Genomic DNA, 11,347 nt, shown 5'->3' with positions numbered 1-11,347 from the left:
CCCGCAGGTGGCCATGGCGGCGCGCGACATCGTCGACGAGATAGCTCAGCGGCCGCGGTCTGCTGCGGAGCCGCGCCGCCCTGCCGCCGGGGCGCACGGCCCCGGGTCGGGCCGCGCCGGGCCGCCCCGGTTCAGGGGACCACGACGGCCTTGCCGCAGAGCCCGCCCGCGCGGGCCCGGTCGATCAGTTCCGGCACCTCCGCGAGGGAGTACGACCCGCTCAGCACCGGGACGATGTCGCCGCGCTCGGCGAGCCCGGTGACATGCGCGAGGTCCGCCGTCCGCTCCGATGCCACCAGGCCGAGCAGCCGCTCGCGGACGAAGGGGGAGAGCAGGGCGGCGCGGAGCGCCCGGTCCGTACCGCCGAGCAGGCGTCCGCCGGTCTCGCTGCCGACGATGACCAGGGTGCCCCGCGGGGCGAGCATCCGGCGGAGCAGGCTCAGCGGACGGTGACCGGCAGTGTCCACGATCAGGTCGTACCGTTCGGGACGGGCGCCGAGGTCCTCCGTGGTGTAGTCGACGACGGTCCCGGCGCCCAGCGCGCGGACCTGCTCAGTCTTGGCGGTGCTGCACACCCCGGTGACCCGGGCGCCCGCGGCCCGCGCCAACTGGACCGCGTACGTCCCGACCCCGCCGCCCGCGCCGATCACCAGCACCCGGTCGCCCGCCGCCACCCGGCCCCGGTCGCGTACCGCCTGGAGCGCCGTCACGGCCGAGATCGGCAGGGCCGCGGCCTGCTCCGGTGTCAGCCCCGCGGGCCGGGGCAGCAGCCGGTCCTCCGGCACGGCGGCGTACTCGGCGAACGCGGCCTCGCAGTAGCCGAACACCTCGTCGCCCGGCCGGAACCGGGTCACCCCGGACCCGGTGGCCACGACCCGCCCGGCCGCCTCGCGCCCCCGGACGGGCACCCGGGGGGTGCGCAGCCCGTACCCCATCAGCCGGACCGGCAGGGGCAGTCCCGTCATCAGATGCCACACCCCCGCGTCGAGCCCGGCCGCCGACACCCGGACGAGCACCTCGCGCTCGCCGGGCACCGGGCGGGGGATCTCCCGCACGGCAAGGACGTCCGTGTCTCCGTAACGGTCCTGGACGACGGCCTTCATACGTTCCTCCCGGGGAACCGCCGCCGGGGTTCCGGCGGGCACTGACGAAGAGACGGCGGGGCTTACGACGAGACGGCCGGCTCCGGCAGACGGCCGGGCCCGGCGAAGAGACGGCGGAAGCGCGGGTCACGCTTCGGGGTACTGGAAGACCTCGTCGAGCGGGACGCCGAAGACCCGCGCGATCAGGAAGGCCGTCTCCAGGGAAGGGGAGTAGCGGCCCTTCTCGATGGCGATCACGGTCTGCCGGGTGACACCGAGCCGGTCCGCCAGCTCCGCCTGCGTCATCTCGCCGTGGGCGGCCCGCAGCTCGCGGATGGAGTTGCTGACCCGGGTCGGCTTCACCACGGCAGGCCCCGGCGGTAGGAGACGATCCGGGCCACCGAGCCGAGCAGGGCGGAGAGCACGAACGCCAGATACATGGTCTGGGCGATCCAGAAGTGGTCCGCCTCGGCGACCGCCAGCGCGAGCACCGCGACCCCGCCGATGGCGAGGAACGCCTGTCCGACGTGCTCGCCGAGCCGGCCGATCTCGCGGTCCCTCATATCGGTCCGGGTGCCGTCGCCCGGGGCGACCGCCGCGGCCGCGATCTCCAGCAGCACCGCCGCGGCGATCGCGCCGCCGATGGACCACAGCAGCACCGGGCCGTACCGCACACCGGTCAGCGGTCCGCCGTCCGCACGGCCGAGGACGACCAGCAGATAGACGGTGTAACCGGCCACCGTCACCAGCGCCGTGATCCACGCGCGCCGTTCACCGAGCCCCATGAGCCCACCCCCGCCATGTCAAAGAAACCTGACATGGCGAAGGTAGGACCGTCCGGACCGGGAGTCAAGAATTCTTTACATCGGAGCGTCCGGCGGCGGCTACCGCCCGGGCGGGAGGGATGTCCGCCGCGGCCGGGACTCCGGCGGCGGGCACGGTCCGCACGGGAGGGGTGTCTCACCCGATCGGACCGGCCCGGGGCGCGCCGTACCCCGGCAGGGGGTCGGCTGCTTGGTGCCGGTCCCGCCCGCCGGGCGGACGGCGCCCCGGCCGAAGGAGACCCCATGCCCAGCCAGACCGTCACCCGCTTTCTCACCGCCCTGGACCCCGAACACCGGGACGACGTCGCCGGGCGCCCGGAGGCCGAGCAGGAGCGGCTCGCCGCCGCCTGGGAATCCGAGCTGGCGAAGGACGACCTGGACACACTGGACGAACTGTCACCGCCCGCCGCCGAACGGGAGGCCGCCCGGCGGGTCGTCGCCGGGCCCGCGCCCGAGTAGGCCCGTCCCTGCCGGACCCTCCTGATCCGGAAGGACTTCGCGGCCGGAAGCCCGCCGGGCCCGTCCCCCGATCGGGCCCGGCGGGCGGCGGTCCCGCGCCGCCGTGGAAGACGGACGAACGCGGGACCACCGGGGAAGGCGGACGGTGCCGACGGCCCGCCCCGGGCGGACCCTGCCCGGCGGCCGCGCCCCGGCGGACGCGGGGCCGCCGCGGGCCGCGAGTGCCAGGGCCGTCTCAGGCGAGCCGGTCGGGCAGCGGCGCGAGCCGGTAGTTCGCCCAGACGAAGGTGTCCATCCCGTGCTGGTCGCCGCTGAGGTTCACCACCCGGTCCACCTTGCCGTCCGGGCCGAAGTGCCAGACCAGCGCCCACAGGGTGTCGACCCGGCCGATGCCCTTCGTCGACCAGCCGCGGTGGATGTCCACGACGTAGTCGCGGTTCGCCTCCAGGAACAGCGGATCGGCCCGGAACCCGGAGACGGCGAGCTGCTCCAGGAAGGACCGCACCTCCGCGATGCCGTACTTGGTGCCCGCCAGCGGATGGTGGCCGGGGATCGTCCACTCGACGTTCCGGGACAGCACCTCGGCCATCCCCGGCACGTCGTTCGCCGCATAGGCGGCGAAGAATCGTTCCACCGCCGCGATCTTCGGGTCCTTCGCGGGGCGCCGTCCGGCCGCGGAGCCGGATCCGGCAGCCGCCGGACCGGCCTCGGCGAGCTGCCAGGCGGGAAGCAGGGCACCGGCGGCGAGGAGCAGCCGGCGCGGAGCCGCTGAACTGCGGCGGGGAGGTATCACGGAGGGCTGCCTTCCGGGGGTTCCGGGGTCGGGACGCCCTCCACCCTGGACCGTACGGAGCGCCCCTCCCAGCCCCTGCCGAAGGTATCCCCCGCAGGCACAGGCAACGGCGCGCCGCGGGCGGCATCCTGGGGAGGTGGACCGACGGCGAACGGAACTCGGCGACTTCCTGCGCAGCAGACGGGCCGGACTGCGTCCCGGGGACATCGGCCTGCGCGACTACGGCGGACGGCGCCGGGTGCCGGGGCTGCGCCGCGAGGAACTCGCCCAGCTCGCCGGGGTCAGCGCCGGGTACTACACCAAGCTCGAACAGGGCCACAGCTCCCACGCCTCCGAAGCGGTCCTGGACGCCCTCGCCCGGGTGCTCAGGCTCGACGAGGCGGAGCGCGCACATCTGCACCAGCTCGCCCGGCAGCGGCCCGCCGCGCTCCGGCGGGCCGCGCCGGAGAGACTGCGCCCCGGCGTCCGGCTGCTGATCGAGCGTTCGGCGACACCCCGGCCCTGGTCATCGGCCGCCGTACCGACGTACTGGCGTGGAACCGCACGGCACACGCCCTGCTCGCAGGGCATCTGCCCTTCGACGCCCCCGACCGGCCCCGGACCCGCCCGAACATGGTGAAGCTGGTCTTCCTCGACCCGCACAGCCGGGAGCTGTACGCGGACTGGCCGCGCAAGGCCCGGGACGCCGCCGCCGATCTGCGCCGGATCGCGGTCCGCCATCCCGACGACCGCGAACTGGCCGAGCTGATCGGCGAACTGGCGGTGAAGAGCCCCGAGTTCCCCGCGCTCTGGGCGGGCCATCACATCCACGGCTGCTTCACCAAAAGCACCCGGGACTTCCGGCATCCGCTGGTCGGCGCGCTGACGCTGCACAACGAGGTGATGGACCTGTACGAGGCGGGCGGCCAGCGGCTGGCGGTGCTCACCGCCCCGCAGGGTTCACCGTCGGCCGCGGCCCTCGCCCTCCTGGCCCAGCTGACCCCGGAGCGCGCCGGGGCGGGCGCCGGGGGGCCCGTCGTACCGGAGGCAAAGGGGACCGGGCCGCCGCCGGACCCCGCGGAGGCTCCCGGAACCCCGGCTCTCGGAAGCCCGACTTCCGGCACTTCCGCTTCGGGTCCTCCGGCTTCCGGGCCCCGGCCCCGCTGAGCGACACCGCCGGGCCCGCCCTGCCCCGGTCCGGCCCGGGACGCCGGACCGGACCGGACCGGTTGCGCGTCGGCACCGTGAGCGCGCCCGGTGCCCGGACCGTGCGCCGGGTCACAGCACCGCGATGCCCAGGGGACGTTCCCCACCGGGGAGCCTGCGGGTCGCGCCCGTATCGAGGTCCACGACGGTGACGCCGTCCCAGTACCCGTCGCGGGTGAAACCGCCGGTCACATAGGCGGTACGGCCGTCCCGGCTCACCGCCACGTCCTCGTGCGGCCCGTCGAGCGGCACCACCCGCTCCCGGCCGTCCGCCGACCGGATCGTCAGTGACGCCTCCTTGTCGGAGGAGCCGATCGGCCCCGTCCCCACCGCGAGCAGGGTGCCGTCGGGGGTGAGCGCGGCGCCGTGCTGATGGGTGTTCGCGGTCATCCGCTCGACGCTCACCCGTCCGGTCCGGGGGTCGAGCACGGCGAGCTTCTCGCCCTCGAAGGGCAGCAGCAGCCTGCCGTCCTCCCGTACCGCCGCGTAGTGCGGCTTCAGCCAGGAGCCCAGACCGCCCTCGGTGCCGTACGGGGCGACCTCGAACCGCCGGGGTGCGAGCGTCCGGGTGTCGACGGCCGTCACATCGAAGGAGTCGTGGTTGGTGGCGTACACCGCCGAACCGTCCCGGGCCATGTCCACATCGAAGGGGCGGCGTCCCACCGGGACGGCGGCCACCACCCGGCGGGCGGCGGTGTCGATCACCTCGACGGTCCCCGGCCCGTCCGGCACATTGACGCCGACATAGAGCCGCTTGCCGTCGGGCGCGAGCGCGATGCCCATCCCGCCGCCCCGGTACTCGCCGTCGGTCACCGGCCCGGTCGCGGTGCGGTACGGGATCCGGCCGAGGCCCTTCCTGGTCCGGGTGTCCACGATCGCGACGCCCTCGGCGGTGGCCACCCAGGCCCGGCCGTCCGCCCCGACCGTCAGTCCGTACGGGGCCGTGCCGACCCGTACGGAGGCGAGCGGGCCGCGCCCCGGGTCGAGGAAGGTGACGGTGTCGGCGCCGAAGTCTGCGACCAGGAGGGTGCCGGCCGGAGTGGCGGTCCCGGCGGGCGGCGGAACCGCCGGAACGGCCGCCGGGGAAGCGGGCGGTGAGGTCCGCGGCCCGTCGGCGGGGTCGGCGGAGCCCGTACCGGCGCAGCCGCCGAGCACGGCGGCGGCGAGGGCGGCCGCGGCGGCGCGGCGGGCCCTGCCGCGGCGGCGGACCGCGGCGGGCAGGGCGTTCTCGGTGGTCACGGGCGGCCTCCAGGGGTTGTGCGGCCGGTGCGGGTTGCCGGCCGCCATGGCCTCCAGGCTGCCCGCGTCCGTACCGGCAGGCGCTCCCCGCTCCGGTCACCATCCTCGCCCCGGCCGGACGGTCCCGGTGTCGTCCGATCGTCGGATGCGGCCCCCGGCCGTCCGTGTAGCCCCCACCTTCTTGATATGTCATGTGCACGTCGCCATGCTGTTGCCCGGCGCTCACCCCCGAACAACCGTGCGCCTTCAGCATGTCCGTTCCCCGACGGTCGTGCTTCCCCCGCTGAAGGAGTTCTCCGCATGTCCGGTAACACCCCGCAGAACCTCATACGTCCCGTGCGACCCGTGCGCCGTGCCCGGCTCGCGCGCCGTACGGGAGCGCTCGCCGCGGCCGCGGCCCTGGCCGCCGGTGCCCTGCTGGCGGGCGCCCCGGCCGCCCAGGCGGCCCCGCCCGTCCCGGTCGACGCGGCCACCGCCCGCGCCTATCTGGCACAGCTCGCCGAACGCCCCGAGGGTTCCTCCTCGGGCTACAGCCGCGACCTCTTCCCGCACTGGATCACCCAGTCCGGCACCTGCAACACCCGGGAGACCGTGCTCAAGCGGGACGGTACCGGGGTCGTCCAGGACGGGTCCTGCGCCGCCGTCTCCGGCCGGTGGTACTCCGAGTACGACGGGGCGACCTGGTCCGCCGCCTCCGATGTGGACATCGACCACGTCGTCGCCCTCGCCGAAGCCTGGCGCTCCGGCGCCAACGCCTGGACCACCACCCAGCGCCGGGCCTTCGCCAACGACCTCACCCGGCCGCAGCTGATCGCCGTCACCGACAACGTCAACCAGGCCAAGTCCGACCTCGACCCGGCCGAATGGCTGCCGCCGCGCACCGCCTACCGCTGTACCTATGCGCGGATGTGGGTCCAGGTGAAGCACCACTACGCGCTGAGCGTCGACAGCGCGGAGAAGAACGCGCTGGCCGGAGTGCTCAACGGCTGCTGACGGCCACCGGTCGCGCGCGGGCCGCGCGGGCAGGGCGGGCCCATCCGGGTTCCGCCCCGTCCCGGGGCCGCCCGACCCTGCCGCTGCCCCTGCCCCTGTCTCGGAGCCGGAGTCCCTGGCCGCCCGGGTCAGTCCGCCCCTGATCCGGCTCCGGAATCGGACCCGGACTCCGGGCCGGAGTCCCGGGCCGACCGGCGGGCGTGCCACTCCCGGGCGATCCCGTCCAGGTCGAACGGCTTGAGCCCGAGCGGCGGTCCCGGCGGCGGCATCAGCATCATCTGCCGGATCCGCGGGTTGATCGCCTCGACCAGCCGCCGGGCCGCCTCCGCCGAGGGCGCGGCCCAGGCGGCTTCGAGGACGTCCTCGGCCTCCTTGCGCAGCGCCAGCGAGGGCGGCAGGGCCGCGAAGCCCTCGCGCGCCATCTTCCGCTTGATCCACCAGTTCTCGTCGTACGGCGCCTCGATGCCCTCGGGCAGCGGGCGGCCCACTCCGGGCAGCGCGGCGAACTCGCCGCGCCGCTCGGCGTCCCGGATCTGCTTGTCCACCCAGGAATCGAAACCGACACCCGGTGGCTTGCGCTCGGTCATGCGTCCAGTGTCCCACCGGCCCGCTCCGTACGTCGGTACGGCCTCCCGGCGGAACCCGGGACCGTCCCGCGCCGTCCCGCCCGCCGAGGTCAATGGCCGCCCGTGGACACGGGGTTGACCTTGGCGGGGGACATGACACGATGCCGTGATCCGTGTGCCGAGAGGTGCGCACGGGACGGGAGAGGAGCTGCGGTGGCAGAGGACGACCGAACCGGGACCACGACGGACGGCAGGGGCGGCACGGGCGGCGGCGGGCCGGTGGACCGGGTACTTGCCCTGGGCACCCTGCCCGTTGCGGCGGCCGTGCTGACGGCCGTCGTCGCCGGGTACATGGCGCTGGTGGCGTTCGGGAACATCACCGACTTCGGCACCAACCGCGAGTTCGTCCGCCATGTGCTGGCGATGGACACGACGTTCCGTGACGAGGACGTCATGTGGCGGGCGATCGAGTCCGGGACCCTCGTCGATATCGCCTATGTCGCGATCATCGTCTGGGAGACGGTGGCCGCCGCGGTCCTCCTGTTCTCCGTGGCGCTGTGGGCCGGCGCGCTGCGCCGGGGCGGCGACCAGGACCGGGCCCGCCGGGCGGCCGTCCTCGGTCTGGTCATGGTGGTGCTCCTGTTCGGCCTGGGGTTCATCGTCATCGGCGGCGAGTGGTTCCAGATGTGGCAGTCCGCCGACTGGAACGGTCTGGAGCCCGCCGGGCGCAATGTGATGGTGGCGGCCTTCGCGCTGATCGTCGTCCATCTCTCCGCCGCGCGCGGCGGCCGGGGCGGGGCGGCCGGCTCCTGAGGGAGCCCGCCCTCCGGCGCGCCCTTCACGGGCCCGACCCGGCCGTACCGGTCCGCACCGGTCCCGGCCGGTCCCGGCGCGCCCGGTGAAGGACGCGCCGGGACCGGCAGGCCCGGCTCTCCGGGAACTGCTCAGAGGGTGAGCAGTGCCCGGAAGGGGGCCCCGGAGTCCGCGAGCGGGCGGGTCGCCAGCCTGATCAGGGGGAGCGGATTGTCGTCCCCGGCGATCCGGTTGAGGCTGATGCCCTCGCAGGACAGGCAGCGGTGGACGATCAGCCACTCGCCGTCCGCCCGGACCGTGAGTCCCACGGCGGCCATCCGGCCCCGGCAGGCCGAGGCCCGGTCGCCCGGTATCCGCGCGTCCAGGTGCAGGCTCGCCAGACAGTGGGGGCAGTGGTTGCGGTGGGCGGTGCCGGGAGCTGCGACGGAGACGTCCAGCCGGCAGCCGGCGCAGCGGAACGATTCGCCCCGCTCACCGCCGTGGCCGTGCAGAACGTCCTTCTGCCGCTGGCGCCGCGGTCCGCGGCGGCGCTCGCCGCGGCCGCCGTCACCGCTGTCGTCGTACGGCCGTTCGCCGTTTCTTCTCACCCGTCGTGGCACGGGGTTCTTCCTTTCCGGGAGTACGGGTCGTGGGGCGGCGGGTTCACAGCTCGCCGAAGACTTCGAGCGGGAACGGCGGGCTGGCCAGCGGGCGTACCGCCATCCGCATCAGGATCAGATGGTTGTCGTCGGGGCTGACGGGACCGGAGGTCAGTTCGCCGCACCGGGTGCAGCGGTGGACGACCATCCAGTCACCCGCGCGCAGTACGGCGATGGCGATGGGGCTCATCCGGGAGCGGCAGCCGGACGGTCCGCCGTCCACGTGGTCGTCGAGGTGCTGCGAGTGCAGACAGCTCGGGCAGTGGTTGCGGAGGGCGCCGTCGGGGCCGGTGGCGCCCACGGTCAGCCCGCAGCGGATACAGGTGAAGGTATTGGTGAGCTGCACGGGGTGCGGCCGGTGGCCGGACGTGCGGGGGTGGCCCTGGTGGGTGGACACGGTGGTCTCTCCTGGCTGTTCGGATGGCGATGGCAGCACAAGGAGGCCGGGCGGCACTCGGGGAGCGATGGCCGGAGGGGTCCGCGGACGGCGTGCGCGGGCAGGGGTGCGGAACGCACCACGGCAGCCGGGCGACGGCGTGCGGACGGAAAAAGGACCGGCGGGACACCGGAGGGCGGACGGACGGACCCGTACGACGGGCACCGGCGGAGCGGCCCGGACGGACTGGTGGTCCGGGGCGTCCGCGGTGGACGGTCGGGGGTCAGATGCCGGACGCGCTCATGGTGTTACGAGGCACGCTCGGCCCGGGCCGGGGCATACATCAGCTCTTTCCAGGGCCCGGAGGCCCGAACGGTGGCACCACGGAAGGGTGCCACGGCAGTGGGACGCCCGTCGGAGGGCGCGTCGGAACGCTAACAGGAGCGATCCGGGGCGGCCAGCGGTTTTCCGGTGCCGGTCACACCGGTCCCGTACAGCGCTCCGGTCCCGCCGGGCACTGCCGTCCCGCGCCGGGTGCCGCCGTTTCGCACCGGACGTCGGCGTGAAAACGGCGGACGGCGCGGGGAAGCGGCAGAACCGGACACGGCGGCTGCCCGCTGAAGAAGGTCAATCCGCCCATACGGGCACCGGCCGCGATCCGGGCCGGGAGTATTTTTTGCCGCCGCTCCGTCGGCGGGACCGGACGCCCGTGATGAGGTGACTGGGCGCGCTGGGGCGGGGGTTGCGCAAGGCCATGGTGTGTGTCCTGCGTCACATGATTTAGCGGAATCCTTTGCCCGGTCTTGGTGAACCGAACTCGGGCTCCTTACGTGTACGTTGAGGGCCCCTTCGTCCCGGTGTCGCCGCACCGCCCTGAGCTGCCGCGACCCCGCCCTGCCGGGTGCCGTGAGGTGAAGCCGGCGGCCCGGTCCGCGGCCCGTCGCGCCCGCCGGTCCGGACGGCTAGCGGAATGGGGAAAGCGGTTGCTCGTGACACCCCGTGCCCCGGCCGCCGCGCGAGTGTCCCGCCGTCGTCGCCGGACCGCGGCAAGAGCGTGTTCCTGCCAGTGGTGACCGAGTGTGTGCGGTCGTGCGCAGGGCGTCCAAAAGTCGAGCTTGTTGCGGAAGGCGGGTCCGGCCCAGGATCCCCATCACGCGACTTGGCAGGCACATGACCGCCGCATGGTCCCTGGGCCCGCCGCTCGCGTGACCAGGGGCCCGTACACCGGACGGGCCCCGGATTCCCGATGGAGGATCTGTGAAGGTCAAGTCGCTGCTCACGCCCGTCGGCCGAAGAGGAGCCGTGCTCGTCGCGGGTCTGGCCACCGTCGCCGCCCTCGTCGCACCCACCGCGGTGGCCGCCGACGCGTCCGCGGGCAAGGCGAGCGCCGCCCAGCTGGCCGTGGCGAACAAGGCCGTGCTGGCCGCGGACGTCGCGGGTACCGCGTGGTACTCCGACGCGAAGTCCGGCAAGCTGGTCGTCACCGCCGACAGCACGGTCTCCAAGGCGGAGATAGCCAAGATCAAGAAGGCCGCCGGCGCCCAGGCCGGCAATGTGGTCGTCAACCGCACCGCAGGCAAGATCAGCCGGCTGATCGCGGGCGGCGAGGCCATCACCTCCTCGGGTGTGCGCTGTTCCCTCGGCTTCAACGTCATCGGCCCCGGCGGCTACCACGCCCTGACCGCCGGTCACTGCACCGTGGGCCGCCCGAGCTGGAACATCGGCACCACCGTGGCCGGACAGCAGGTCTTCCCGGTCTACGACCACGGCGTCATCCGCCACTCCAACCCCGCCGCCGCCGACGGCCGGGTGTACCTCTACAACGGCACCTACCGCGACATCATCAACTCCGGCTACCCGAGCGTCGGTACGCGCATCGAGCGCTCCGGCAGCACCACGGGCTACCGCACCGGCTCCGTCACCGCCCTCAACGTGACCGTCAACTACGGCGGCGGCCAGCTGGTCTACAACACGATCCAGACCAACGCCTGCGCCCAGCCCGGCGACAGCGGCGGCCCGCTGTTCACCGGCAACACGGCCCTCGGCCTGCTCTCCGGCGGCAGCGGCAACTGCTCCGTCGGCGGCACCACCTTCTACGAGCCCGTCCAGCGGCCGCTGAGCCTCTACGGCTACAGCGTCTTCTAGGCACACCCCACCGGACCGGGGTGGTACGGCCGGTGGCGGACGGCCCGGAAGGGCCCGACGCCACCGGTACGGCCCCGGTGAGCGTCCCCTCCCGTGGCACCGACCGCGGACCGGCCCGGCGCCGGTCCGCGGAACCGGGCGGGCGGCGCGGCAAGGGCCGACACCCCCCGACCCTTTCCGCCCCGCCCGCCCCCACCCGCGTCCCGGCACCGGTTCCGGTGGGAGTGATCGGGG

The 11,347-nt window shown here is 74.4% G+C and carries 12 protein-coding genes and 1 pseudogene; 5 read left to right on the top strand and 8 right to left on the bottom strand.

Annotated elements, in window-relative coordinates:
* Positions 1-131: 131 nt before the first annotated feature.
* From ACWDR0_RS33260 to ACWDR0_RS33250, 3 genes are all read right to left on the bottom strand, one after another.
* On the bottom strand, positions 132-1,103 hold the full coding sequence (locus tag ACWDR0_RS33260) for an NAD(P)-dependent alcohol dehydrogenase (RefSeq protein ID WP_456355553.1): 972 nt from the start codon (positions 1,101-1,103) through the stop codon (positions 132-134).
* A gap of 126 nt (positions 1,104-1,229) precedes the next feature.
* On the bottom strand, positions 1,230-1,448 hold the full coding sequence (locus ACWDR0_RS33255; RefSeq protein WP_456355552.1) for a helix-turn-helix transcriptional regulator: 219 nt from the start codon (positions 1,446-1,448) through the stop codon (positions 1,230-1,232).
* Positions 1,442-1,867 carry a hypothetical protein gene (locus tag ACWDR0_RS33250; RefSeq protein WP_456355551.1) on the bottom strand — a complete coding sequence of 142 codons (426 nt, stop codon included), beginning with the start codon at positions 1,865-1,867 and terminating at the stop codon, positions 1,442-1,444. Before ACWDR0_RS33250 ends, ACWDR0_RS33255 begins: the two co-directional genes overlap by 7 nt.
* A gap of 282 nt (positions 1,868-2,149) precedes the next feature.
* Between ACWDR0_RS33250 and ACWDR0_RS33245 the strand changes: the two genes are divergently transcribed.
* Entirely contained in the window at positions 2,150-2,365 is a 216-nt protein-coding gene (locus ACWDR0_RS33245; protein WP_456355550.1) for a hypothetical protein, read from the top strand.
* A gap of 235 nt (positions 2,366-2,600) precedes the next feature.
* On the opposite strand, the gene ACWDR0_RS33240 is transcribed toward ACWDR0_RS33245, so the two are convergent.
* Complete coding sequence (locus ACWDR0_RS33240; RefSeq protein WP_456355549.1) at positions 2,601-3,158, bottom strand: nuclear transport factor 2 family protein; 558 nt, start codon at positions 3,156-3,158, stop codon at positions 2,601-2,603.
* A 136-nt stretch (positions 3,159-3,294) separates the two neighbouring features.
* Here ACWDR0_RS33240 and ACWDR0_RS33235 point away from each other — a divergent pair.
* Positions 3,295-4,157, top strand: a pseudogene (locus tag ACWDR0_RS33235) (helix-turn-helix domain-containing protein); the annotation flags it as partial.
* Between the two features lie 258 nt (positions 4,158-4,415).
* Here the strand turns inward: ACWDR0_RS33235 and ACWDR0_RS33230 are convergent.
* Positions 4,416-5,498, bottom strand: coding sequence for a YncE family protein (locus tag ACWDR0_RS33230; RefSeq protein WP_456355557.1), 1,083 nt, complete (start codon positions 5,496-5,498; stop codon positions 4,416-4,418).
* Between the two features lie 384 nt (positions 5,499-5,882).
* On the opposite strand from ACWDR0_RS33230, the gene ACWDR0_RS33225 reads away from it, so the two are divergent.
* Positions 5,883-6,575, top strand: a complete 693-nt coding sequence (locus tag ACWDR0_RS33225) for an HNH endonuclease family protein (RefSeq protein ID WP_456355548.1) — start codon at positions 5,883-5,885, stop codon at positions 6,573-6,575.
* A 128-nt stretch (positions 6,576-6,703) separates the two neighbouring features.
* On the opposite strand, the gene ACWDR0_RS33220 is transcribed toward ACWDR0_RS33225, so the two are convergent.
* Positions 6,704-7,162, bottom strand: a complete 459-nt coding sequence (locus ACWDR0_RS33220; protein WP_456355547.1) for a DnaJ family domain-containing protein — start codon at positions 7,160-7,162, stop codon at positions 6,704-6,706.
* A gap of 258 nt (positions 7,163-7,420) precedes the next feature.
* Between ACWDR0_RS33220 and ACWDR0_RS33215 the strand changes: the two genes are divergently transcribed.
* Positions 7,421-7,954, top strand: coding sequence for a DUF2165 domain-containing protein (locus ACWDR0_RS33215; protein WP_456355556.1), 534 nt, complete (start codon positions 7,421-7,423; stop codon positions 7,952-7,954).
* A gap of 131 nt (positions 7,955-8,085) precedes the next feature.
* On the opposite strand, the gene ACWDR0_RS33210 is transcribed toward ACWDR0_RS33215, so the two are convergent.
* Both ACWDR0_RS33210 and ACWDR0_RS33205 read right to left on the bottom strand, forming a co-directional pair.
* Positions 8,086-8,541 carry an RNHCP domain-containing protein gene (locus ACWDR0_RS33210; protein ID WP_456355555.1) on the bottom strand — a complete coding sequence of 152 codons (456 nt, stop codon included), beginning with the start codon at positions 8,539-8,541 and terminating at the stop codon, positions 8,086-8,088.
* Between the two features lie 55 nt (positions 8,542-8,596).
* Positions 8,597-8,938 (bottom strand): RNHCP domain-containing protein, encoded by a 342-nt coding sequence (locus ACWDR0_RS33205; protein ID WP_456355554.1) that lies wholly within the window; start codon positions 8,936-8,938, stop codon positions 8,597-8,599.
* A gap of 1,287 nt (positions 8,939-10,225) precedes the next feature.
* On the opposite strand from ACWDR0_RS33205, the gene ACWDR0_RS33200 reads away from it, so the two are divergent.
* Complete coding sequence (locus tag ACWDR0_RS33200) at positions 10,226-11,113, top strand: S1 family peptidase (protein WP_456355546.1); 888 nt, start codon at positions 10,226-10,228, stop codon at positions 11,111-11,113.
* Positions 11,114-11,347 lie beyond the last annotated feature (234 nt).

The sequence above is a fragment of the Streptomyces sp. NPDC003691 genome (assembly GCF_053981115.1).
Note: the sequence above shows the minus strand (reverse complement) of the source record. Positions and strands in the feature narration are given on the sequence as shown.